Origin of the sequence: Paenibacillus sp. Aloe-11 (assembly GCF_000245715.1) — a bacterium.
Lineage (GTDB): Bacteria > Bacillota > Bacilli > Paenibacillales > Paenibacillaceae > Paenibacillus > Paenibacillus kribbensis.
In genome coordinates, this window is sequence record NZ_JH601048.1 from 100,025 (window position 1) to 123,184 (window position 23,160).

The following is a 23,160-nucleotide window of genomic DNA, read 5'->3' on the forward strand; positions in this document are numbered from 1 at the left end:
AAGGGCAGGAAGGCACATCGCAACCTGCCAGAGCATGAAGTGGATGTTCCTTAAGTTTTAAAATAATGATTGAAAACGCTTCCTTTTGTGTATATAATCTTACTACATCTCAGAGACTGCAGCTTAGAAAGCATCAGGGGAGATGCAAAAACGACCTCATGCATAATGCACAAGGTCGTTGCTGTCCCCTCGTTTTGAAAGACGAGTTTGAATGTAATTTTATCTTATTTTACTTTGACTGGAGCCGGATATTTTTTACCCAGCGTGTCCACAGTTACTTTTTTCATCGTAACCGGTTTGAGCGGTTTGTCATTGCTATCCCGTTTGGAGTTGACGATGGCATCGACCACTTCCATTCCGGACGTCACTTTACCGAAAGCAGCATATTGACCGTCGAGGTAGTCCGCATTGGCAACCATGATGAAAAATTGTGATCCGGCTGAATCCAGATCCGCCGAGCGGGCCATAGATAATACACCGCGTGTATGTTTGAGTGTATTGTTGAAGCCATTGCTCTTGAACTCACCTTTGATACTGTAGCCGGGACCGCCTGTACCATTACCTTGCGGATCGCCTCCTTGAATCATGAAGCCCGGAATTACACGATGGAAAATGGTACCGTTGTAAGCGCCCTTTTGCACTAAAGAGATGAAATTGTTGACGGTGTTCGGTGCTACTTCAGGGTACAGCTCAAGTTTAATCTTTTTACCATCATTCATGACAATCGTAACGATGGGATGGGATACAGCCTTGCTTTTGTCTTTAGTCGCAGCAGGAGCTGTATTGCTTGTCCGGCTTGCGGCTTCCACGTCGGTCGCTTTTGTGCCGCATCCGCCAACAAGCACGAGCATGATGGCCAGAAGGCACAACATGTACCATGGGCGTATCGTTTTTTGGTTCATTGATATTCCTCCTGAAAGGTTGGATGGTATGACATCCTAAATTATGGTTTGGGGGCAGCGCAGAGCACTTTTCCATTTTCTATCATACCTTTTTTGCTGGGATATGGAAATACTGGTTTGAAAACCGTATTCTTGACCCATACTGCTGCTATTCCCTAGGAAAGGGGCAGGATCATGATGGAGGTAGACAAAAAGCTGGCTAAAGGTCTCATATGGGGTGTGGCGTTCAGTCTTCCGGTTTGGATAGGGGTGTTGTACTCGGTACAGCATATTCGTGACTGGCTGTAATATAAAGCGCAAATGATAGGCCAAAACCGAAATGGTTTTGGCTTATTTATACTTGTGCCAGTCCAAATCACTGTTATTCAGCAAATGCTCAAAGTTGTTGTCCAGCTTCTTCTGTTCTGCCTTTTTTGCTTCGAGGGCACGCTGTCGTTCGTCTTCCTTGCGTTTGTCCTGCTCTGCCTGGGCTTCATTGGCCTGAGCCTTAAGCTTATTCAGCACATCTTGGCTCAGCAGATCCTTTAACGTAGCAGGTTTATCCTGAGCTGCTGGAGCGGGAATCGACGAATTTCTCTTTTTAGCCATGTCATCATCTCCATTCCATTCGATTATATCAGCTTCTTCGTAGTTGTTCCACGCTTGGAGAACGAGGCTTGCAGTGGACTTTTCTAATGGAGAGGGTAATAATGGTATGAGCAGAAGGGGCGTGTGGCAGCATGTATCATCTATATTGGAAGCGAAACCTGGTTAATTTGTGGATAGGGGTATTGTTTTGCAGCATGGCCTATTCGGTATCCATTCCGTTTTTACCTATTTTTTTGAATACGGAAATGGGCGTCAATGATCATTTGGAGCTGTGGTCGGGGATTGCCTTTGGAATCACTTTTTTAGCCAGTGCGCTCATTGCACCGTTCTGGGGCTCGCTTGCAGATAAGTATGGACGCAAGCCGATGCTGATTCGTTCCGGCTTTAGTCTGGTGGCATTGTACCTGATATGTGCTTTTGTGACAGACCCCTATGTGTTCGTAGGAGTACGCCTGTTTCAGGGCCTTCTCTCCGGTTTTATTCCTGCAGCGATCGCACTGGTTGGTACGGGGTCGCCCGAGGACAAAACGGGATATGCACTTGGCATTATGGCGACCGCCGGGGCAACCGGCAGCATTATAGGCCCGCTGATTGGCGGGGTGGTAAGTCATTATTATGGTAATCGAAATGCCTTTTTGTTCTCTGCGGCGCTTGTGCTGATCTCTGCGTTAATCGCGACCTTTGGTACCAGAGAGGACAGCTTTAAGAAAACGGACACCCGCTCGCATGTCCGTGATGATATCAAGGAGGCTATGGCTAACCGACCATTGTACTTCTTGCTCATTCTGGCCGGACTGAGTACCTTCTCCGTCATGATCTTGGAGCCGCTCATTACGGTGTACGTGCTTGAGATGGGAGTTGTTCGCAGCCAGGCGTCTTTAAGCTCGGGGATTGTATTCTCAGCCGTAGGCATTGCGGCTGTGCTCATGGCTCCGCGATGGGGGCGAATCGGCGGACGGATCGGTTTTGCACAAGTGCTGCTGATCGGACTGATTGGTTCTGGAATCGGGAATATTTTGCAATTTTTTGTAACCAACTTTTTTGGCTTTGGTGCGCTTCGCTTTGGGTATGGCTTGTTTTATGCGTCCGTCATCCCAGCGATCAATGCGATGACAGTGGAGGTCACCAAGCCGGAATTTCGCGGACGTGCCTTTAGCTTGAATCAATCGGCTACACAGCTGGCGACGATGGCAGCTCCGCTGGTTGGTGGCTTGCTCGGCAGCTGGATGCCGATTCGCTGGATTTTTGTGCTGAACGGTGGCATGCTGCTGGTTGCGGCGCTGCTGCTATGGGCGAAAGGAAAAGAAGTTTTCACAGCTTCAGCTACAGCTTCCCATAAGGCAACGGACGGGGATGTCCATACTGCTGGATAGGTGCTGGAATATCTAATTCATTTTACAGATCTGCTCTCAAAGCAGGTCTTTTTTTGTGCTAATAAATATTTAATCCCAAACTTTTACTTTTAGTAAACTTATTCATAACCCTCTAAACTGATAATATGACAAGGAGGGATATATTATGATAAGAGACGACATTTTACGTCAAAAACTGGAGAAAGCTCGTCAAAAGCTGTATGTTTTGCAAGCAAAACATGGCTTCAGCCACGCCAGTGTGCTTAGACAGTCTGTAATTCTGGATAACCTCATCAATCAATATAACCGCCATTTTTATATAAAAGAAAAAAATCCGACTGCACAAGTGCAACCGGCTGAGCGAGAAACTTTTAGTGAAGTCCTTAGTTCTTAGCATTTGGCAGCTTTAGGGACCAAATTCATCAAAGAAGCTCCAATCAATATCAAATTCCCGACCAGTTGATTTTTGCCATCTGAACTTTCCCCTACCGAGGTCAAGAAATATATCCCTATCATGGCCTAACCTCTATATTCTCCATAGAGAAATAAAGAGTGATTCCCAATACACCACTAAATGAAATCGTAGCTAAATCCTTTGGCTTCACTTAGATATATTCTTTTTTGATAAATCTGGACAGGCCCAATGTAAGAGGGTGGATGCCCCCGGATGATTACGATATGCATAAATAAAAGGCTCATGGAGTGTTGTACTCCCATGAGCCTTTGTACTGGCCTGTTCCGCCGGTTATTTTACGGTTACAATGACACGTTGATAATGTTTCAACGTATGTTTTCCATTATCCTGTACTTCAGCAATGATATGAATCGTATTTCCTGATTTGGCATCTGCAGGAACGGTGAAGCTCACGGTATTCGTGTCACTGCCTTGCAGGTCGATGGTGTTCAGCTTTTCCCCTTTAGCTACCTCTTGATGAAGTCCGATCTGCACATTACCCCACATTTCGGGTTTAACCTCTGCTGGTTTTACTTTAGAGTCTTCATACGTATCTGCTTCAAAGTATCTCCACCATTTATAGGTCAATTGATCCCCATCTGGATCGGAGCCTTCCGAATGCAACGTAATTTTTTCCCCTGGACTCGCAGTCAGATTCAATCCTTCTTTAACAGTCAACGTTGGATTGTGGTTGGCGCCTTTGTAGTCAGATGCAATCGCCCAATCCGCACGAGCAGCAAAGTCATTTTGAATATCATCAAACCAACGCATCAGAGAGTATTCTGCTTCGAATCTTTTTGTGTATACATCATAATCCAACACGGTATTTCTAGATAATTTATCGTTAACGACACCAAAGCGGCCTCCCCAGCCTCCATAGGTCGGGTTTTCCATACTCCGTAAGCCGTTATCAATCAGATAGAAGAAGGACGGAGAATCCCCTTCCGAAATAAAGTCATATTTGTTATATTGAGGATTTTTCTTCAAGTAGGCTTCAGTGCCTCTTTGTTCTTCATCCAATTCGCCTTTGATGATATTTCCATCACCCATCAAAGCGTACATACTCAGCAGCTTGCCGTGACCATCCTTGATATTTTTGAGATTCCATTCTCCATGCAGCTTGCTGTTTACTTCTTCCGTATGCTTTTTCCATGCATAGGCAAAATGCCAGAAGTTCGATTGGTCATTGATAATTCTGATGTCAGGCCAATTTTTTGCAATGTACTTATTGTAGCTGTCGTCCTGGTCCAAAATGATATACAGCACGAGCTTATCGCTTACTTTTTTTCGAATCGTTTCCCATTGGTCTGTATTTTTATATTGGTCTTCAATGGATTTTAGCGCTCTGGCTGTGGTATTGGTTCCACCCCAAGTTTGTACGTACAAATCTCTTTTGTCATCGTCCAGGAAAAGTGTTTTAAGGAAATTGGAGCCTTCCGTGTCCTTGTCCATTTCACCTTTATTTGAAATGTTGCCTATCTTGGTAACGCTCTTGATATATTCAGGCTTTGGATAGCCATCGGCATGTTTGATTAAGTTAGGGTAAATTTCTCCGTAGGCATCGATCATATTCGTTACCCATTGTGTTCCGGTCCATCTAAATGGCTTGATGCCGGCCTTTTCATCCCCTGCATAATGATATACAGAGCTGGTCAGTACGATCCCGGACAAGTCCATTTCATTGGAATAGAGAAGGAAGCGAATCACAGAGTTCATGTCATCTACTTCTCCATCGGTAGTGATAACCGTTCTGGCCTTGGCTGCTTTATTTTCTACTTTAGCTTCCGTTTGTTTTTCTGCTGGAACAGCGCTTTCATCCTTGGTAACAGCGGGAGCCTTCCCACTACAACCACTGATAATCAAAATACATATCATAGCTAACAAAAAAGCGCTTAACCCTTTTCTTTTTCTCATTTCTGTTCCCCTCTCTGAACGTTCTTAGGATGTTTTAGGATTATAACCATGTAGGCATTCTTTTTATTCATGAATTTTGATATAAAAAAAACCTAAATACATATATGCATCCATAGAAATGGCGCATACATATATCTAGGTTTTGCCTGCATGATCAGTCACAATCCTGTTTAGATTCTACAACATAATCCGAGAAAATGAAAGCGATTTATGAAGCTTTGCATAAACTTTGTTTTATGCTTTGAATAAACCGGATTCTTTGACTTCTGACATGAACTTATTGAACTCAGGAATGTTCAGCTGTTGCTGAGCATCGGACAGAGCGACTGCCGGGTTCGGATGAACCTCTACCATGATACCGTCAGCTCCGGCAGCCAGTGCGGCTTTGGCGCAAGGGGCCAAGATGTCCTTGCGTCCTGTGGAGTGAGTTACGTCAACCAGTACAGGCAGATGGCTTTCCTTTTTCAAAATCGGTACAGCGGAAATGTCCAGCGTGTTGCGGGTCCATTTTTCATACGTACGAATACCGCGCTCAATCAGCATGACTTGTGTGTTGCCACGAGAAACGATGTATTCCGCGGCATGAAGGAATTCTTCCATGGTTGCAGCCAGTCCGCGCTTGAGCAGAACCGGAGTTCTCGTTTCACCCGCAGCCTTAAGCAGCTCAAAGTTATGCATGTTGCGCGCACCGATTTGAATGATGTCGATGTACTGGATGGCTTCCTCCAAATGTCTTGGATCGACGATTTCACTGATCGTCGCCAGCCCGAACTCGTCGCCTACGCGTTTGAGAATTTGCAGACCTTCAATGCCCAGCCCTTGGAAATCGTACGGGGATGTGCGCGGTTTGAACGCACCACCGCGAAGAATCGGTACACCTGCCTCTTTGAGAGCCGCGCCCACTTCGCGAGTTTGCTGGTAGCTTTCCACCGAGCATGGACCTGCAACCATGATGGAGGCCTTGCCACCCACCAATGTGTCTTTGACCTTGATGACCGTGCTGTCCGGCTGATTTTTGCGGCTGACGATCAGATGCTTTTTGTGCTCTTCTTTTTGATAGTTCAGCGAAGCCTTGAAAATATTTTTGAACAGCTGACGAATCGTTGCATCGTCAAAAGGTCCACGGTTAGCCGCAATCAGCTTGTCGAGCATTTGTTGCTCACGCACCGGATCAAAGTCAGGTACCCCTTGTGCTTCCTTTAATTTTCCAAGCTTTCCCGCCAATTCAGCGCGTTGGGACAGCAGCTCCAGCAATTGCAGGTTTGTAGCATCGAGCTGTTCCCGCAGCAGCTCCAAAGAATTTTCATTGTTCGACATACAGTACACCCTTCCTGAATAAAATTTGTTTTTAACACAAAAAGGCACTCGTCACAAGGGACGAATGCCGTGGTACCACCCTAATTACAGAAGTATACATACGAGTCGTCAACGTTAATTCAGTTGATGGCAGTAACTTCTGAGCTTAATGCCCGTAACGGGGGCTTCCGGAAACCTCTAATGCGGACAAAGGAATGAATCCTTCTGTCGGTTCAAGGCTCGACTCGGGAGTGAATTTCAACGCGGGATTGCGGTACGCTCTCAGCAATGCGTACCTTTCTGTGGGAATCCGGTCAGACGTTTACTTGTCTCCGTCCATGTCTTTGATCATGGTATTCAAAAGATTTACCTTATTTTAAACAAAGTAGGTGCAGAAGGCAAGCCCTGATTATCCAGTTCAGTTTTTGCACCGTTTTGAATCGGTCCTTTTATCTGCCTTCATCTATGGGTACGAGCTTTGCCGATGCGACTCCTCGTGGGTTGTCTTCGGCAAAATCCTGCACCTCATCACCCTTCATCCTCATCCCCGTCGGTGCCGTTCAGTAAATCCGTCCCATGCAGGAATTCGGCGGGAGCGGAAGGGTCGACAGGGCTGTCCGGTGCCAGTTCATCGGCATTAGGAACGTCTTCCAATGGGGTATCCGGTTCTTCGATCAGATTTTCCCAGTTGGTTTCCGCATTTTGCAGGGAAGGCTCAAAATCATAGTCATGCAGCTCGGTTGTGCGATCGTCACGTTTGGCCATGTTGCTCAGCTCCTTTACTTAGATTGTTTATTTTGACTTTACCCAAACAGTAAAATGGCTAAACCTTGATTTAGTGTGTCTATCAGAGGTTAAAATCATGCGAATAGGGATATGCCTATTCCCTTTAACCGTTTTTTTCGTAACCGCTGTGATATGATAAAGAGGATGGGGAGGAATATTAATGATTATTAACCAATATGAAGATTTTAGAAAGATTGAGTAAAAAGAACATGATACCCTTCTCTTGAAGAAGGTATGCACATCATCTTATAGAATAATATTATTTCAGAACGTTTAAAAATGTAAAAATACATACAAATTTGTAAATCCTACTTTGTGACTTTGAGGTGCTTAAATATGAGGCATGTGCCCAAAGCTGTCGCCGCCTTGCTGGCGGTCATAGTGATGCTGTTGTCGCTGGGCCACCCCGCCTACGCGACGAAGACGACCCCGGAAAGAGAATATAAGATCCCCTCGTGGGATATGAGATGGGGAGCGGAAGGGGAGGATGGATCTCTAGATGAAGTAAGGGACCCTAGCAAGACCTGGATGCATATTCAGGACGATTCACAGTTGCCCACGCAGCCCGGCAATATCGGCTCCGCCTGGATTCGTATTCGTCTGCCATCGCTATATGATGAAACGCCGGCGGTGCTTTTTGAAAATATTTATGGCCGGCATATTACGCTGTATAAGGATGGCATCAATTTTTACGAATCCTACCGTGGTTACAATTATGAGAACAATCGTATTCTAATTCCGCTGAAACCGGAAGATAGCGGTAAAACATTATACATATGGACAGAAAGCAGCCGGAATAGACTAGGTATTATTGGAAATGTGATCACTGGTGATTATCGCGACTTGCTGGGGAATTTGGTCAGAATGGATGTTTTGGATATCGTACTAGGCAGTACGTTCATCTTCATTGCCCTGGTACTGCTGATCTGCTCGTTCTTTCTGTTCCGTCCAAGTATGGCCATGTGGCTGTCTCTCAGCGCAATTGTACTGTCCATCGGTTTGATGATTGTGACGTATTCGCCTTTTCTGTATACATTCTATCGCAGCTTTGGCAAGCTGTATTTACAGCTCTTTGATGTGGGAATGTTCATCTTGTTGCCTTCACTAGCGTACTTTTTTGAACAAAATATTAGTTCGATTCTACTGATTCGCCAGTTTCGAAAGGTGTTAACTGCCTACTCCCTGTTCTGCTTCACCATGATGGTTGTGAATTTGGGTGCACAAGAGCGGTTAAACGATGTGTATTATTTCTTCAGTGTAACAGTCCTGTATGTATTACTCGTGGCTTTGCTAGTACTGCTGGTGTTTGCTTCGGTTCGCAGGGCACTTAAGGGAGATCACGAAGCGATTATTTTATCGACAGGCTTTGCTTTTTTCGCAGTGATCTCCATTAGTGAGCTGACCTGGTTCTTCATCCGGGAAGGACACTATAATTTGTTCCTGTGGAAATGGGGCGTGTTCGGCTTTGTGCTGGCGTTGATTGCGATTTTGGGCAGAAGGCTGGCTGAAAAGCATAAGCAGGTGGTTCGCTATTCCAGAGAGCTGGAGATGTTCAATAATGAGCTTCAACGTTCGGAAAAAATGGAGATCATCAGCGATCTGGCTGCATCTGTAGCGCATGAGGTACGTAATCCACTTCAAGTTACCCGCGGATTTCTCCAACTGATGAGCAAGCAGGAGGATGGCAAAAACAAAGATTATCTGTATATTGCGCTGGAGGAGCTAGATCGGGCTTCCGCGATTATTACCGATTTTCTTACCTTTGCCAAGCCGGAATTTGAACAAACCAAAACGCTGACTATATTGGACGAATTCAAGCATATTGAAGGAATCATTAGTCCGATGGCTAATTTGCAAGGCGGTAAAATTTCGCTGGATATTCCCCAGGAAATCAAAGTACGCGGGAATTCCTCCAAGTTCAAGCAGGCGTTCATTAATATTATCAAAAACAGCATTGAAGCACTGCGGGATCAGGGTCATATTCAGATATGGGCTTATGTAGACAACGGAGAAGCTGTCATTCATATTCGGGATAATGGTGAAGGAATGGATGCTCAGACCTTATCGAGACTGGGTGAGCCTTATTTTTCAAATAAGACTAAAGGCACGGGCCTGGGGATGATGGTGACCTTTCGGATTATTGAAACGATGAATGGAAAAATATCTTTCACAAGTGCAAAAGGGGTGGGAACAGAAGCGACCATCCGCTTCCCCGTAGCCGGATAATATCCGGCTTTTTGCGTTCGGAGAAAACGGAAGGAAGCTTGCTGAACCCACCCGCTTGTGATTAAGCCTCTTGTTATTAAGAACTAGAGTACAAATGTACTGAAACAGTCATTACCACATCGAGCGAGGTTTCTGGGATGCGGCGAGCACGCCAGAAGGGTCTGGAGGGATGACCAGATAAAACTGATCAGGTGTTTCTTCTAACGTTTTGATTTGGATATGATCGGGGATCACGACTCCTAACACATCACGTATTGCAGATTTGGGATCTGTCATTAGTTTTTCTCTGAAACTGGCATCCTCCCAAGCTTTTTGAATGACTTGTGTTTGAAGAACTTCAGTAGCCATCAAAAATCACCCTCTCATTCAATTGGTTATATTTACCTAGCCAGTATACCACGAAAGACTCATCAAAATCTAGCATTATTTCATATTTTTGGAGATCCAAAAATCGAGCCCGCCTCTTCTCAAATGAGAGCGTCCGCTTTCAATTTCTGCGGCTTCTTCGCCTAGGTCCTCAGCGATGGAACGTGCAAATGCATGCAGTCCGGGGATGGAAGGCTCCATAGATTCCAACTGCTGGACTGCCTGATCAGCAATATCTGCATAACTGGCAAGCATGCCACGTACATAAATCGCTTCCTGAATCATCTCTGGATTCAAGCCTTCACGATAAGCCATCTTTTGTTCGGCACTGATATGGGACAATAGGCAATTGTAGCTATGTTCCTCCCAGTCTTCCGCCCAATCCGCCCAATCATCTGACATTTGGAGTACAAGCAGTGCCGTATCCGTCATATCTGTAATGGTCTCGATTAGGTCGGCACGGTCTGCAAGCAGCAAAGCGCCCGTCCCGGCCATTTTTAACGGACTTGCTTTCAGCGCCACCTGATGTCGGTTTCCTTGAAAATAGTCCTCTGTCCCCTCGGATGTCACACTAACGGCCCATTCATCGACATATGTTCTGGCATGTAACCAAAAAGGGGAGGACGCGGGAAAAAGGTCCCGATAAATGCTTAGACATTCGGTATAAAATAGCTGGCTTAAGGCGAGTTGTGTTTTACGGTTGTCTGTTGCGGTGTCCATCACATCATCCTGAATGAAATAGTGAGCCATAACAAACACGTTGCCAAGCGAGAGCTTTCGGCATATTTCGGGAGCCAGCCCGGTGATTTCTTGCAGCCAAAAGGGAAGCAAGTAGCATATGTAGTTCCGTGTGCTGTCTTCCCGCAATGGGTTAAAACAGGCCAGATAGTCCAGGCCCTGATGCTGAAACGGAGCAGGGAACGCAGCTGTTCGCTCCTCCGCTTGACGAAACACGTCCTCTAATTCCTGTTTGTATGCAAAATACCATTCCATCGCTATCACCTGCATCTCTTATGATTATATATATAGCGATTTCTAGTTGTTACCCGCCATTGTATATCAGATTGCGATTTTGCAAGATTTTGTTATTTTTACATTGCGTTAGCTATCACTCATGCAGGGGGTACCGACAAAAATCCCGGCGGGGAAGATCCCGCCGGGATTTTTACTGCTCCGGGATTTCAGCTGATCTCCAGATAATCAATGTAAGCATCCCATGTCCCGTTATCGGCTGTTACAACGAGCTCAATCTCTTGATTTCCGGTTCCATGGCTGACATTGTTTATTGTATAGACCGCAGGATTGCTCCCACCGAAGTAGAAGGTACCCTTCGTCTGTCCACCAATTTTTAAGTCGACTCTGGCCATGTTGGAGTTATTTGAAGCACCACGGAGTGAAAAATTATGGGTAGCGCTCTCGAAATACTGCGTATATTTCACCGAATCATTGTTGGCGTATAAAGCGACTCCGTTGAACGGCGAGCTGATATTTCCGGTGTACTGGCCGCCTTTGGTCATACTCTCGGCTTCCATTTTTGTACCTGTGCTTGGCGTACCACCGCTTCCGCCGTCAGGCGCGACCGCCCGGCCGGTGCTTGGCGAGATCATGCCAGAGCAAAGACCACGGCTCTTGAGGTTCTGCGCGATCTGCGGGATCGCTTGGAGCGTAGTCTGATACTGGTCATGCATCAGGATCACGTCGCCGTTTTGCAGCCTGCCCGCGGCGGCTACGATCTGGGCGGTGGTGGCGCCGTTCCAGTCCTGGGAGTCAACGTTCCACAGCACTTCGGTAAGACCGTTTTGGGTCTCGATGGACTTCAAGGTCGCGTTGGTCTCGCCGTACGGCGGACGGAACAACTTCGGTGCCGTGCCGGTAATGGACTGCAGCGTTTGTTGCGTGCGTGTAATTTCCGATGACATCTGTGAGGTGCTCAGTTGCGTCATATGCGGATGCGACCATGAATGGTTGCCGATCCACATGCCTGCTGCCTGCTGGTCGCGTACGAGTGACGGGTAATTCTGTGCGTTCTGTCCAACGTTGAAGAGCGTCGCGCGCAAGCCGTTTTGCTTCAGTGTGTTAAGCAGCGTTGTGGTGTTGTGGGAATTCGGACCATCATCGAAGGTTAATGCTACATAGCCGTTCGAACATTCGGCCGCAAGCGCCTCGTCGTCGGAAATCACCAGCGAGCCCGTGAACAAAGACACGACGAGCGACCCGATCGCCACCCATTTTCCTGCTTTAGCCATAAACATGGTTCTACCTCCTAGCATTTTTGAATGGCTAGTATGGTTGTTCAAGTCACTCCGAACCGCTTCAACTCTCTACTAGATTCGGGATTTCAGTTGATCTCCAGATAATCAATGTAAGCATCCCATGCCCCGTTATCGGCTGTTACAACGAGCTCAATCTCTTGATTTCCGGTTCCATGGCTGACATTGTTTAGGGTATAGACCGCAGGATTGCTCCCGCCGAAGTAGAAGGTACCCTTCGTCTGTCCACCGATTTTTAAGTCGACTCTGGCCATGTTGGAGTTGTTCGAAGCACCACGGAGTGAAAAACTATGGGTGCCGCTCTCGAAATACTGCGTATATTTCACCAAATCATTGTTGGCGTATAAAGCGACTCCGTTGAACGGCGAACTAATATTTCCGGTGTACTGACCGCCTTTGGTCATACTCTCGGCTTCCACTTTCGTAGCTGTGCTTGGAGGAGGAGTAGTTCCGCCGCCGGAGCTGCCGCCGATCGTAATTGTATTACTAGTCACAGTAGCACTCCCACTGCTTTGATATCCCTCTACCGTAAGCGAAGTTTCATACATCTTGCCCATTGTCATTCCTAAGCTCTCCCACTTCTTGAAGTGTTCGCTAACAGATATGGTTCCGCTCGTGCGCTTCGACGTCCGGACACTCCAATACTGCTTAAAAGTTGCATTGCCTTTAATCGAAGGTTGGTTGACTCGAATAGTCTCATATATGTCATATGTCCCCCCGTCAACGGTAATCGTGCCCTTTGACGTTGCTCCAGGCGGACGCCAGCTGCCCCAGCTATCGACGATGTAATATTCTACGAGCGGGTCAACCGTCCATCCATAGACACATAAATACGAATTGCCATTTGGCTGGTAGTTGGCACTGTAGTTTACGGATATATTTCCAATTTGCTGATGTGTCTGGGTCTCGTTGAATTTCTTTCCTTTACGGAATAACGCATTTCCGATGTTACTCCACTGGGCACTGAACGTGCCACCACTATTGAGAGTCATACTTGTAGTCCCGGAATCCTTCCACAACTCATAGTAGTAGCCGTCTTGGGTGCCACTTTGATTTGAGGTGATCGTTGTTGCCGCCTGTGCGGTTACTGCTGGTAATGTAAGTGAAAAACAAATTAAAATCGCCAAAAATAACCTCATTCTTTTTTGTTTCATTTGGCATTCCTCCTTTTTGGTTCATTTGCATTTAGTCTGACTATGATGCTGTTCAGCCCGTAGTAAGCTTAATACGTAAGTTCCTTCCAAAAATTGAATTGTAATCGATTACGAAAAATATTTTACCATAGATTCCCTAATATTTAACCTGCAAAAAATTAAGATATACTGTAAAAAGTTTAGTTATTTAATTCCTGCTTACTCTCCATGATAAGGAGCCCAAGGTAAAAAGAAAGCCAGAGTAGATTGAAGATGGATGTAACAGGCATGAAAACGAATAAAAAAAGCGGAAAGAGAAAATATTAGATGAAAAAGAGTGAAAGAAGGGTCTGCAACATGAAAAAACAATGGAAATTGATCGCTGCTACTCTGTATGGAGGAGTAATGATGTACGGTAGTGCGGGGACGGCCGGAGCTTCTGATATAGAAACGAGTCTCCAACTGCAAGCTCTTACTCCCAACAACTCGATTCAAGGTAAGGCTGGTCAAGGGAATACGGAGCCACAGGACTGCCATCGACAAGGGCATGCTCACAAGCACGAACATGGCAAACGGCCTGGCGGCTGGAATCATCATCTGAACGAAAAAGTAGCCAAGCTTTTGGGCATCACTCCTGCCCAATTGGAGAATGAGCTGGGACAAGGAAAATCGTTGGCCGATATTGCAAAAAGCAAAGGAATCAAAGAGGAACAGCTTATTGATAAGCTGAAAAATGAAATGACTGTCGATCTGAAACGGCTCGTTAACCGTAAAGGTCCGATTACATTTGACCGTAAGCCCGGGGCTCCACATGAAGCTCAATTGAAGCAGGAGTCAGGGACACCTTCAACCTCGGTTCACAAAAACTAGACTAAAAAAAGGGATGTCCGGTAGGCTGGTTGCAGTACAACGCAGATAAAAATAGGCGAGCAAAAGATGGGCGTTTCTGGAATAATCCGGAAACGCCCTTGTGAATGGGGGAAAGGGTTCCATATTCACCGGGCGGTCCGCATCGGATTCCTGCTCTCGCAGGGTACCTTGGTCTGGCACAGTCCGCAGCCAGCACCCGATTTGGCCTCGCCGCCGTTTAGAACCGCAAAGTCCCGTGATGCCTGGCCGTACACAAATTTCATACAGGCGATTTTGTCATGTCCGCCGTCCTTGCTGATGGCTTGCACAGGGCAGCGGGTAATGCACACACCGCAGATGCCCTTGCTGCACAGCAGGCAGTTTCCGGTATGGCCTGTGGCTGAAGATGTTCTGGCATCAGGGGGCACCTTGAGATCGGTCACCACGGACAGCAGGCGGATGGCAATTCCTTTTTCGGTGATGAAGCCGTCGTTGATACTGAAGGTGCCAAGACCCGCAGCATATGCAATGTGGCGCTCCGACCAGTTGGAGATCGGCCCCCCTGCGGCACCATGGATGCTGTACCAATCTGTATCCAGCGGCGCAACCGCACGGTAACCGAGGCCTGCTAAGTATCCCGTCAAATGCCGCCTCGCAGACTGTACAAAATATTCATCCCCAAAGGTTCGCAGCAGCACCCATTCCCTTGAGGCTCTATCTTTTTGCGCACGATTTGCCTTGCGGATCGTCTCGCTGATCGGCAGCACAACGCTGATAACGGTGCCTCCATCAAAACTCCCCATTCCAAAGGAACGTTCAAATGCTTCCTGCGGCGTGGCGTGGTCGGGCCCTACCACTCTTTTGTACTCCTCAAATAAAGGATCATTGGCCGCGGCAAATTGAATAATTGGCTCCTCGTAATAAGGACTCTGTAATTCTTCACAAACATTGCCTTTGTCTTCGCTCACATAGGTTTTCATCTCGGCTATGATGTTTTCTCTCATATCCGGTACGGATTCAAGCATCCTATCCACATCCCTCTCCGTGGTTATTGTTCACAGCAAAGCTTCCTTTCAGAAGCCTTATGCGGGCTAACGTATATCGCTGATCTCTTACTACAGAAAAATATTTCATTTTTCGTGTATATACACGAATTGAGCAAACACCTCATGTATGAGAAGGCGGCTAATCACAAACCCAAATTTTCAATTTTGGATAAGAGTAAGGTCAGTATCTGCAATTCCCCGTTTCCCAATGACTCCTGTAAAAAACGCTGCGCCTCCTCCCAAAGCTCTGCTGCGTCGTTGTATACCGTTCTTCCACTCTCTGTCAGAGTAAGGCAGCGGTTGCGACTGCCCTCAGCAGATGTATCCTCTACATATCCGCTATGCTCCAGTGCCTTCAAATTGCGCACAATCGTGGTCCGGTCGAGCCGCATCTCCAGCGCCAATTCGCTTACACTTGCCGGTCCCAGCGCAGTTAAGTGCTTGAGTAGCGAGAATTGGCTAATATTGAGTCCGCTCGGGGCCAGATACCGGTCATACAGTCCCGTAACAGCCATCGAGGAACGGCGCAGATTGATGCAGGTACAGACTGAAGGTGATCGCTCCTGCGAAGATTTCTTATTCTTCCCTGTCGTTGCCATAGGTTCTCCATTCTTTATACTGTTTCGTGTATCTACACGATCTCAAAAATAACAGGTTTTGTCAGGGAGATTTGTCACAGTAGTCAGCCCTGTCAGTCTAGTTGGGCGCTTATTTCGTATCTTGCAACGGTGGGGCCTGAGCAACAATTAAGTTAAGTACATCATGCTGGGTTGTTGTACCCTTGCGTTTTATCAGCGAAGCTTTTAAAGCAGAAGTAGATTGGAAACCGGAGAGGAACACTGTCATTATACGAAGTGCTGGCCAAGTAAAAATGCTGTAGTCTTCCTGCTAATGAAAAGTTAAAATAACCAGTCGCTTGAAATCAAACAGCGACTGGTTATTTAGTTTCGCTTGAATGCGAGCTGAGCGATACCTATAACAGCTTTTTAAGCTGGGAAATACGGCCATGGGATACGCCAAGCCATTCAGCATATTCACCTTGCTTGGCTGTTGGATGCTCGTGCATAAGTCTTTTTAGCTTCTCAACCCAATATTGTGAAGACGACCGATTTGCTCGTTTTTCTTTATACGCATGTTCCTTAACAACAGGGACAGGTATTGGACTTACACCTATGTTTCCTTTCAGGTTGAGTATGCATGTTTTACATAGAAATGAATCCTTGAAATAGGTTAAATCTTGGGTTGAACTGCACAAATTGCAAGAGACTCCAATATACTTCCGCATACTCAAAAATCCTGTTTCAATATCTACATAAAATTCTATAGGATCGCCAGTCTTAATCTCCATAGAGTTTCGCATTTCCTTAGGAATAACAATCCGGCCTAATGTATCCAAGGGACGTGTCATACCTGTATTTTTCAAGTGATCTTCTCCTTCTTGGCAAATTAGAATGATAGGAGCGGGTAAACGTCCGTCATCCAATGATCTCCTATTAAAAAGATGAAAAACAATAAAGTGAAAGTATTTATTGTTGTTCCAAAAGATGGTATTATTATGAATGTAAAAACAATAATTATACTATTAGTTTCCAAACTATATTTTTTTATTAAAATTGGAAACCTATGAAAATGCTGAAAGGGTGGTTTATCCATGCAAATCACACCTACGATACAGGCAGAAATTCACACCTATCTAAAACGAAAAGGCTTAACCATGACCGAGTTTGGTCACACGATTGATTTGAATGTAGGTACAGTTAGTGGCATTGTGACAGGCAACCGATCAATCTCTGTTCACCAACTGGACAGTATTACTGCGGGAATGAATTTACCACCGGATTATTTTTACGAACGTTACATTGAAGAGTGCATTGAAGAATCTCCGCTCAACTGGAAAAAGATCAGCCCATTCCTGTACCGATGCATTGAGCTAGGGCGACTGGATTGCTTGCAGCGGGTTGTAATTCTATTGTTGGATAACCCCAATTATCTGCCATCGCTCTTTGATGTTGCCGAAAATGTGTACAAAGACGGTTACAATGAAGCAGCGGCATACCTTTACAAAAAGGTGGCTGAAAGTGAGAAGCAGCAGCATTCAGAGCGATTGGCGACCTGTCAGTATCGCTTGTTCCAAATCAACGTCGGACAGGATCGGGCCGTCAATCTTCAAGCAGCCATTGAATTTGCCCCTTTTGTTGATCGCTTAGACGAGATAGAGCAACTAGATGGTTTGAAAGATTTAGCAAACGTGTATAGATCATTAAGCCTGTGGGACAAGGTTTATGAGTTTGCATCTCAAATGGGTCAATTAGGAAAACTCCAATATAATTTGATTCACAACTCCAAGCGAAAAGGGACAGAGTTGCAAAAAAAGCTAAGCAGACCACTGTTTGTATACATAGTTTACGCCGAATTGTTGTGTGCTAATGCTTGTGATGCAAAAGGAGATCATGAACAGGCATTAGAACATATTCGTGGTTATGCCGATCTAAGTTGGGTAAAGGAGAAGGACGCTGATACGCTTTATTGGAAGCGGAAATATCAACAATGGGCGAAAATTAATACTTACGTCAACAGGCTTATGTCCGGTGATATTAGTGTTTTGCCGGATTACGTAGAGCATATGGCTGCCGAAAAAGAGATTTTTGCCGAGCTATTGAACGTCCTTGAAGTGGCTAATCGATACAATGTGGATGTAGACCCTATCCTCCAGCGTTTTGAATACCAGATTACAGCTTATCAGGAGCCGTCATCTTCTGACATGTATACACAACAAGTTTTACCGGAAGAATACGTACGATTTTGGTATAAAATGGCTAAATACAGCCTGAATAAAGGTAGATATCCATATGGTTTCAATTGTTTAATAAACGCTTTTGAAAAAGCTGTTACAATTAATCATGTACTACTTATTGCTAATTGTTTTGGATTGTTTTCTCATTTCAAAACACATGCGGCTCCTGAAACACAAGCTCAGTTCCAATCTATTTATGAGGAGGTGTGGGAAAAAAATGATAAAAAAGATGGCTTTCTGCTTGGCAATAACTAGTTTATTGCTGGTATTCACAGTACCAGTGCAAGCCGGAAATCCAAGTTCTGGCACGAACCAAATTCAAGGACACGTTGGTGGTTCTTGACCAAGCACTAATTCATTACTATAGGCCAGCTTATTGCTGGTCTTTTTTTTGTATTATTTTGTAATTTTTTGATTCAAAAAAGGTTCTAAAGCAGTTGGGCATCGCTCCTTAAAATGAGATTCATTAGGAGGTATGCAGGATGAACAGGGATGAAACGTTAACATTAATTCAACAGATGGAGCACGCCAGACAACACTTGCATGATCTTTACGAAGAGTATGGCTTCGGACATGCTTGTGTACTTGAGCAATCTATGCTTTTGGATGAACTGATTAATCAGTACAATCGTATGTTTCAGACCAAGAAGCAGCCTCACTATGTTTAGAGCCAAATCATTGACAACGACGATGCTATGTTCATTCCATCCCCCCATTCCTTTTATGCAAAACTATGACTCCTCCCACATAACGTTTATGATTATTCTATATAATGACTTATTTTAAAATTAAATACATATCCATGTCATAAAATGTTAATAAGCTGGAGGAGATGCATACTTTGCATTCGCAATAGTAGCCAGGCTGACGGCACTAGAAACAAGTGATTATTTAATATGGCAGACCAAGCCAACAAAAAAGCAGAGCTCCATAAGAGAGCCCTGCAAAAGGTAACTTAAGTTCAACTTATATAGAAGAAACTTTCCACAAAAAATGTATTCGCTTTGGAAGGCTCTTCTGGAGCCGCCTTTTCCATTAGCCAAGCTCCTGCGTGCTTTTGGAAGCACGTTTGGACGAAGGGAACTGGAACCGAAACGGACGCCAGTTCAATCGCTGGCGACCTTTGGAGCCGACAATCCAGTTGCCTCCCGGCAGATGGGCAAACAGCCAGCTAATGCCCAGCGAAACACTTGCCACGACGATAAACGTAATGAGCGTAGCTGTAAAATGATGATCACCCAATGAAAGCGGGCGCGTGAAATAGGATATAAAGGACAGCACGAGTGCATGTGCCAGATATCCCCCGAAGGAATAACGTCCGATCCAGTTCAGCATGCGGCGAAACGGCTCGGAGCGTTTGTCTTTTTGCAAATGGAGCAGTAGTCCGTACAACAAAAGCAGCTGCGAGACAATCAGCACAAAGGTGCTCGGCTTTAGATAGGTGGAAATATTGAGATTGATGGTATCGCCTGACTGGATCAGCATGGTGTGACCCATGAGCATGAATAGACCAATAAAGACAAATACATTCCAGGGCAACGTCTGTTGGGCCAATCCCCGCCAGGTGTCCGTCATATAAGCGCACACTGCGCCCAGCATAAAATAGAAAAAATACATAACAAAGTTATAAGTGCGGTAATCTAACAAGGTCTGCCAAAAGGACGGCAACTGGGTGCTCCACGCAGACATGTCATAGTAGGACCATTGTAGCAGCAGCGCATAAGCCGCAGCAGCGATCAGCATGACAGCCAAAACAAGCTGCTTGCGTCTTTTCGTGCTATAACGACGTAGAAACGCTTGAACCCGCCCGGCCGCTTTTGCAAATAAGGGAAACAAAATGTAAAACTGAAAGATCATCACCACAAACCATAGATGATATCCGCTGACAGGTATAATCATTTCCTCAAGCATGCCCTTGTAAAAATAAATATTTCCCCACTGCGCAGTCGACCAGTTCTGAGTACATAGCCAATAAACAACCGTCCAGCAGAGAAATGGTACATAAATATCTCGAAACCGTCTGCCAATGTAACGGGGATAGCCAATCGGTTTGTTTCCATTATAAAAAAGCAGCGCCGCAGACAGGAAAACGAACGTCGGTGTGCCAAAGCGTGTCAAATGGTACAGCATTGCAAGCATAACGGAATCCGGCTGCAGGATGTCGCTGCGATAAATATATTCGCCAATGCAATGCTGAAGCACGACAGCGAGGTAGGCAAGACCCCGCAGTTCTGTCCACTCCGCGATACGCGGCTTGCTCATCCATATCACTCCTTTTCCATAAGATACGTATAGGGTTCTATAACACAATTGTAGGTATTGTAACGCAGGAACATTAGTGCAGGATTAACGTTACCTGAAAGTTGGCAGAGCGGAAGTAGTTCCAATTTGATATGATTGCGTTTACAATCTAAGTAAAATCACAGAAAATTCACAGCTTAAGGATACGCGCGAGAAGAGGTGGACAAATGAAAAAAACGCTACTGGTATACATGCTGCTGATTGCGGCCTTTGCGCTCTATGTGTTCAGGTATGAACAATCCGGACCGTTGAATGGCACTTGGGAGGAAAAGGGGCTGCGAGGCAATATCGGAGAAACCTATATGATGATTACGTTCCAGTCTGGTTTGGAGTATTGGAAAAGCGGTCTCAAGGGCTTTGAGGATGCTGCCGATGCCTTGGGAGTAACTGTGGAGTATCGAGGGGCTACCCGTTATGATGCACAGGAGCAGACGACCGTCATTGAGCAGGCGATTGCCCGTAAACCCGCAGGAATTGCGATTTCCGCGATGGATCCGCATTCCCTGATCCCGGCGATTAACAAGGCACTGGATGCGGGCATTCCTGTAGTACTGTTTGATGCAGGAGCACCGGGGAGCCGGGCGTATTCTTTTTTGGGAACGGATAATTATAAGGCAGGAGTGACCGCTGCGGATAAAATGGCAGAGCTGCTGGGACGGGAAGGTGAAGTCGCCGTTTTGACAGTACCTGGTCAGCAAAATCATGAGGAACGCACGCGTGGCTTTCGCGATACCATCCAGCGTCAGTACCCTGCCATGAAGGTGGTAGAAGTGGCAGATGGTCGCTCAGACGCGATGGTATCGCGGGATGAGTCGCTCCGACTGATGAAAGCTTATCCGAAGCTGGCGGGGATGTTTGTGACCGAGTCGACGGGAGCTACAGGGGTAGGGGAAGCGGTGCTGAGCCTAAAGAACCGCCATCCGCTGAAAATCATTTCTTTTGATACGAATAAAGCGACATTGGATATGATTCGTAGTGGGACGATCTCGGCAACGATTGCGCAGGGAACGTGGAATATGGGCTATTGGTCGCTTCAATATCTGTTCCATCTGCACCATCATTTGACGATTCCGGCACCTTCCTCCTCCGGTGATAACGCTCCGCTGCCTGTGCGGGTGGATACAGGAATTTCGGTGGTCACACGGAAGAATGTAGATGATTATTATGCGAAATGATGATCGACAACACACCTGGAGCTCTGAAATATGGAAGCGCATCCATGCAGGGGCGGAGAAAAGGATGCAGCATTTGCGTTTGCGCAATATGCCCTTACGGTATCAGCTCATGCTGTTGTTCCTGTTGTTTGGCATCGTGCCTTCGCTCGGATTAGGCTTGCTAGTCAACTGGACGGTGGAACGGATTATTGAGCGGCAGGTGGAAGACCATACGATGCAGTTGATTGGCAAGGTGAACGAGGCACTAGATACCAAAATGGAAAATTTGCAGAACATGACGTATTTGATTGGTTTTAATCCGGACATCGGGAAGTTTTGGCAAGGTCGGACGCTGGCCGACGGTCATGCGGGCCATGCAGGTCATGCCAATCCAGTAACGCTGGAAAATCAGGGGGGGCAGGCACAGAACTCGGCAATCCTCCCCAACCAGGCAGCAAGCTCTGTACAGGCACAGGATACGCTATATGGTATGAAACAATTTCTGCAGGGCTTTACGACCTTATATCCCGAAATTGCCGGGATTCTCATCGTGAACGAAAACGGTGACTATATTAGCAACGAAATGTATGCGAAAAGCACGCGCAGCCTGACCGAAGAGGACTGGTACCGGCAGGCTGCGCAGCATGCAGGTATTTTCACCGTGCTGGGACAGCCGATCCACCGTAATGTGACCACTCATGTCCGGTATAAGGACAGTGAAATTGTATCTGTCGTCCGTTCGGTCACGGATTCGGAGACGGGACGCGTGCTGGGCGTGATTATGATTGATCTCAAGCGGCGGGCTGTGTCGCAGGCGGCCAGAGACGTGACCTTGGGCAAAACCGGATATTTAATGGTGACAGATGCTGAGGGACGCAGCGTCTATATGCCGGATATGCCGCTGATTGAGCGTATTCCTCTGGAATGGTTCGGGGCAGGCGACAGCGGGATGTTTACCCGTCAGGCCGGAGGTCGGGAACTGCTGTTCATGTTCCGTGCTTCCGAATTTACGGGCTGGAGAACGGTCGGGGTATTCCCGGCAGGGGAATCAACGCTGGAGGTTCGGCAAATTCAATTCTATGTTGCTTGTTTTGTTTTCATTGTTTGTCTGTTTGGCTTAACGGCGTCCTTGCGCTTATCGCGTTCCATTGCACAGCCAATTTTTCGGCTGATGTCCTATATGCGAACGGCAGAGACGGGGGATCTTACGGTTCGCCCATGGAGTGATCGCGGGGATGAGATCGGATTGCTGGGTCGGAGCTTTAACCGAATGCTGGGACAGATTCGCCGTCTCATGTCACTTAGCGAACTCCGGGAGCGGCAAAAACGGGATGCCGAGCTGCGCAGTCTTCAGGAGCATATTAAGCCGCATTTTCTATACAATACGCTGGATACGATTCATTGGATGGCCCGAAAAAATGGGGCAGACGACGTGTCCGACATGGTTGGGGCGCTGTCGAGATTGTTCCGCCTCGGACTGAGCAAGGGGGATGACTTCATTCCGCTTCGCTCGGAGATGGAGCATATTTCAAGCTATATGCAAATCCAGCAAACCCGGTATCGGGACAGACTTCGCTGGGAATTGATCGTATCCGAGGAGTTGGAGGAGCTGTTCGTATTAAAGCTCATCCTTCAGCCTGTGGTGGAAAATGCCATTTATCACGGCATCAAGGCCAGACGCGGCCCCGGCACGATTCGGGTCGAGCCGAAGGCCGACGGCGATAAGCTG

22 protein-coding genes and 1 other annotated feature are annotated in these 23,160 nt (G+C 46.4%); of the genes, 9 read left to right on the forward strand and 13 right to left on the reverse strand.

Going from position 1 to position 23,160, the window contains the following annotated elements:
• Window positions 1-224: 224 nt before the first annotated feature.
• The gene (locus WG8_RS05390; protein ID WP_007429098.1) at window positions 225-902 is read right to left on the reverse strand and encodes a peptidylprolyl isomerase; all 678 of its coding nucleotides are present in this window, start codon (window positions 900-902) and stop codon (window positions 225-227) included.
• A 330-nt stretch (window positions 903-1,232) separates the two neighbouring features.
• Window positions 1,233-1,490: a YqkE family protein gene (locus WG8_RS05395; RefSeq protein WP_007429100.1), complete on the reverse strand. Its 258-nt coding sequence runs from the start codon at window positions 1,488-1,490 to the stop codon at window positions 1,233-1,235.
• A gap of 131 nt (window positions 1,491-1,621) precedes the next feature.
• Here WG8_RS05395 and WG8_RS05400 point away from each other — a divergent pair, with 131 nt between their 5' ends.
• Both WG8_RS05400 and WG8_RS05405 read left to right on the forward strand, forming a co-directional pair.
• Window positions 1,622-2,863 (forward strand): MFS transporter, encoded by a 1,242-nt coding sequence (locus WG8_RS05400; protein ID WP_043890810.1) that lies wholly within the window; start codon window positions 1,622-1,624, stop codon window positions 2,861-2,863.
• Window positions 2,864-3,008: 145 nt separating this feature from the next.
• Window positions 3,009-3,236, forward strand: a complete 228-nt coding sequence (locus WG8_RS05405; RefSeq protein ID WP_007429102.1) for an aspartyl-phosphate phosphatase Spo0E family protein — start codon at window positions 3,009-3,011, stop codon at window positions 3,234-3,236.
• Between the two features lie 351 nt (window positions 3,237-3,587).
• Here the strand turns inward: WG8_RS05405 and WG8_RS05410 are convergent, their stop codons facing one another.
• The 3 genes from WG8_RS05410 to WG8_RS05420 form a co-directional block, all read right to left on the reverse strand.
• Window positions 3,588-5,210: a DUF1593 domain-containing protein gene (locus WG8_RS05410; RefSeq protein WP_007429103.1), complete on the reverse strand. Its 1,623-nt coding sequence runs from the start codon at window positions 5,208-5,210 to the stop codon at window positions 3,588-3,590.
• A gap of 234 nt (window positions 5,211-5,444) precedes the next feature.
• Window positions 5,445-6,527, reverse strand: coding sequence for a bifunctional 3-deoxy-7-phosphoheptulonate synthase/chorismate mutase (locus tag WG8_RS05415; RefSeq protein ID WP_007429104.1), 1,083 nt, complete (start codon window positions 6,525-6,527; stop codon window positions 5,445-5,447).
• A 53-nt stretch (window positions 6,528-6,580) separates the two neighbouring features.
• Window positions 6,581-6,854, reverse strand: a binding site (T-box leader).
• A gap of 180 nt (window positions 6,855-7,034) precedes the next feature.
• A complete protein-coding gene (locus tag WG8_RS05420; protein ID WP_007429105.1) occupies window positions 7,035-7,271 on the reverse strand; it encodes a hypothetical protein in 237 nt (78 codons plus the stop codon).
• 357 nt (window positions 7,272-7,628) lie between these two features.
• Here WG8_RS05420 and WG8_RS05425 point away from each other — a divergent pair, with 357 nt between their 5' ends.
• Window positions 7,629-9,518, forward strand: a complete 1,890-nt coding sequence (locus tag WG8_RS05425; RefSeq protein ID WP_007429106.1) for a sensor histidine kinase — start codon at window positions 7,629-7,631, stop codon at window positions 9,516-9,518.
• A gap of 111 nt (window positions 9,519-9,629) precedes the next feature.
• Here WG8_RS05425 and WG8_RS05430 read toward each other — a convergent pair whose 3' ends face one another.
• The 4 genes from WG8_RS05430 to WG8_RS05445 form a co-directional block, all read right to left on the reverse strand.
• On the reverse strand, window positions 9,630-9,866 hold the full coding sequence (locus tag WG8_RS05430; protein ID WP_007429107.1) for an NHLP leader peptide family RiPP precursor: 237 nt from the start codon (window positions 9,864-9,866) through the stop codon (window positions 9,630-9,632).
• Window positions 9,867-9,941: 75 nt separating this feature from the next.
• On the reverse strand, window positions 9,942-10,877 hold the full coding sequence (locus WG8_RS05435) for a hypothetical protein (protein ID WP_007429108.1): 936 nt from the start codon (window positions 10,875-10,877) through the stop codon (window positions 9,942-9,944).
• 188 nt (window positions 10,878-11,065) lie between these two features.
• Window positions 11,066-12,136: a polysaccharide deacetylase family protein gene (locus WG8_RS05440; protein WP_007429109.1), complete on the reverse strand. Its 1,071-nt coding sequence runs from the start codon at window positions 12,134-12,136 to the stop codon at window positions 11,066-11,068.
• A gap of 86 nt (window positions 12,137-12,222) precedes the next feature.
• Window positions 12,223-13,308, reverse strand: coding sequence for a glycoside hydrolase family 11 protein (locus WG8_RS05445; RefSeq protein ID WP_007429110.1), 1,086 nt, complete (start codon window positions 13,306-13,308; stop codon window positions 12,223-12,225).
• A 336-nt stretch (window positions 13,309-13,644) separates the two neighbouring features.
• Here WG8_RS05445 and WG8_RS05450 point away from each other — a divergent pair, with 336 nt between their 5' ends.
• Window positions 13,645-14,157, forward strand: a complete 513-nt coding sequence (locus tag WG8_RS05450; RefSeq protein WP_007429111.1) for a hypothetical protein — start codon at window positions 13,645-13,647, stop codon at window positions 14,155-14,157.
• Window positions 14,158-14,282: 125 nt separating this feature from the next.
• Here WG8_RS05450 and WG8_RS05455 read toward each other — a convergent pair whose 3' ends face one another.
• Together WG8_RS05455 and WG8_RS05460 are read right to left on the reverse strand one after the other, a co-directional pair.
• Window positions 14,283-15,161 (reverse strand): hypothetical protein, encoded by an 879-nt coding sequence (locus WG8_RS05455; RefSeq protein WP_007429112.1) that lies wholly within the window; start codon window positions 15,159-15,161, stop codon window positions 14,283-14,285.
• A 164-nt stretch (window positions 15,162-15,325) separates the two neighbouring features.
• The gene (locus WG8_RS05460) at window positions 15,326-15,781 is read right to left on the reverse strand and encodes a MarR family winged helix-turn-helix transcriptional regulator (protein ID WP_007429113.1); all 456 of its coding nucleotides are present in this window, start codon (window positions 15,779-15,781) and stop codon (window positions 15,326-15,328) included.
• A 182-nt stretch (window positions 15,782-15,963) separates the two neighbouring features.
• On the opposite strand from WG8_RS05460, the gene WG8_RS26280 reads away from it, so the two are divergent.
• A complete protein-coding gene (locus tag WG8_RS26280) occupies window positions 15,964-16,062 on the forward strand; it encodes a stalk domain-containing protein (protein ID WP_232289054.1) in 99 nt (32 codons plus the stop codon).
• A 93-nt stretch (window positions 16,063-16,155) separates the two neighbouring features.
• Here WG8_RS26280 and WG8_RS05465 read toward each other — a convergent pair whose 3' ends face one another.
• Complete coding sequence (locus tag WG8_RS05465; protein WP_043890811.1) at window positions 16,156-16,605, reverse strand: AbrB/MazE/SpoVT family DNA-binding domain-containing protein; 450 nt, start codon at window positions 16,603-16,605, stop codon at window positions 16,156-16,158.
• A 228-nt stretch (window positions 16,606-16,833) separates the two neighbouring features.
• On the opposite strand from WG8_RS05465, the gene WG8_RS05470 reads away from it, so the two are divergent.
• Window positions 16,834-18,231, forward strand: a complete 1,398-nt coding sequence (locus WG8_RS05470) for a helix-turn-helix domain-containing protein (protein WP_007429115.1) — start codon at window positions 16,834-16,836, stop codon at window positions 18,229-18,231.
• Between the two features lie 227 nt (window positions 18,232-18,458).
• Window positions 18,459-18,644, forward strand: a complete 186-nt coding sequence (locus WG8_RS05475; protein WP_007429116.1) for an aspartyl-phosphate phosphatase Spo0E family protein — start codon at window positions 18,459-18,461, stop codon at window positions 18,642-18,644.
• A gap of 367 nt (window positions 18,645-19,011) precedes the next feature.
• Here WG8_RS05475 and WG8_RS05480 read toward each other — a convergent pair whose 3' ends face one another.
• Entirely contained in the window at window positions 19,012-20,238 is a 1,227-nt protein-coding gene (locus tag WG8_RS05480) for an acyltransferase (RefSeq protein WP_007429117.1), read from the reverse strand.
• A 206-nt stretch (window positions 20,239-20,444) separates the two neighbouring features.
• On the opposite strand from WG8_RS05480, the gene WG8_RS05485 reads away from it, so the two are divergent.
• Both WG8_RS05485 and WG8_RS05490 read left to right on the forward strand, forming a co-directional pair.
• A complete protein-coding gene (locus tag WG8_RS05485) occupies window positions 20,445-21,452 on the forward strand; it encodes a substrate-binding domain-containing protein (protein ID WP_007429118.1) in 1,008 nt (335 codons plus the stop codon).
• A gap of 64 nt (window positions 21,453-21,516) precedes the next feature.
• Window positions 21,517-23,160: cache domain-containing sensor histidine kinase (locus tag WG8_RS05490; RefSeq protein ID WP_442950070.1), on the forward strand; the 1,644-nt coding region annotated here is incomplete at its 3' end.

Bases quoted from the DNA above. Each gene is read 5' to 3' on its own strand.
- WG8_RS05390 (WP_007429098.1), bottom strand. From the start codon at position 902: ATGAACCAAAAAACGATACGCCCATGGTACATGTTGTGCCTTCTGGCC.
- WG8_RS05395 (WP_007429100.1), bottom strand. From the start codon at position 1,490: ATGGCTAAAAAGAGAAATTCGTCGATTCCCGCTCCAGCAGCTCAGGAT.
- WG8_RS05400 (WP_043890810.1), top strand. From the start codon at position 1,622: ATGTATCATCTATATTGGAAGCGAAACCTGGTTAATTTGTGGATAGGG.
- WG8_RS05405 (WP_007429102.1), top strand. From the start codon at position 3,009: ATGATAAGAGACGACATTTTACGTCAAAAACTGGAGAAAGCTCGTCAA.
- WG8_RS05410 (WP_007429103.1), bottom strand. From the start codon at position 5,210: ATGAGAAAAAGAAAAGGGTTAAGCGCTTTTTTGTTAGCTATGATATGT.
- WG8_RS05415 (WP_007429104.1), bottom strand. From the start codon at position 6,527: ATGTCGAACAATGAAAATTCTTTGGAGCTGCTGCGGGAACAGCTCGAT.
- WG8_RS05420 (WP_007429105.1), bottom strand. From the start codon at position 7,271: ATGGCCAAACGTGACGATCGCACAACCGAGCTGCATGACTATGATTTT.
- WG8_RS05425 (WP_007429106.1), top strand. From the start codon at position 7,629: ATGAGGCATGTGCCCAAAGCTGTCGCCGCCTTGCTGGCGGTCATAGTG.
- WG8_RS05430 (WP_007429107.1), bottom strand. From the start codon at position 9,866: ATGGCTACTGAAGTTCTTCAAACACAAGTCATTCAAAAAGCTTGGGAG.
- WG8_RS05435 (WP_007429108.1), bottom strand. From the start codon at position 10,877: ATGGAATGGTATTTTGCATACAAACAGGAATTAGAGGACGTGTTTCGT.
- WG8_RS05440 (WP_007429109.1), bottom strand. From the start codon at position 12,136: ATGTTTATGGCTAAAGCAGGAAAATGGGTGGCGATCGGGTCGCTCGTC.
- WG8_RS05445 (WP_007429110.1), bottom strand. From the start codon at position 13,308: ATGAAACAAAAAAGAATGAGGTTATTTTTGGCGATTTTAATTTGTTTT.
- WG8_RS05450 (WP_007429111.1), top strand. From the start codon at position 13,645: ATGAAAAAACAATGGAAATTGATCGCTGCTACTCTGTATGGAGGAGTA.
- WG8_RS05455 (WP_007429112.1), bottom strand. From the start codon at position 15,161: ATGCTTGAATCCGTACCGGATATGAGAGAAAACATCATAGCCGAGATG.
- WG8_RS05460 (WP_007429113.1), bottom strand. From the start codon at position 15,781: ATGGCAACGACAGGGAAGAATAAGAAATCTTCGCAGGAGCGATCACCT.
- WG8_RS05470 (WP_007429115.1), top strand. From the start codon at position 16,834: ATGCAAATCACACCTACGATACAGGCAGAAATTCACACCTATCTAAAA.
- WG8_RS05475 (WP_007429116.1), top strand. From the start codon at position 18,459: ATGAACAGGGATGAAACGTTAACATTAATTCAACAGATGGAGCACGCC.
- WG8_RS05480 (WP_007429117.1), bottom strand. From the start codon at position 20,238: ATGAGCAAGCCGCGTATCGCGGAGTGGACAGAACTGCGGGGTCTTGCC.
- WG8_RS05485 (WP_007429118.1), top strand. From the start codon at position 20,445: ATGAAAAAAACGCTACTGGTATACATGCTGCTGATTGCGGCCTTTGCG.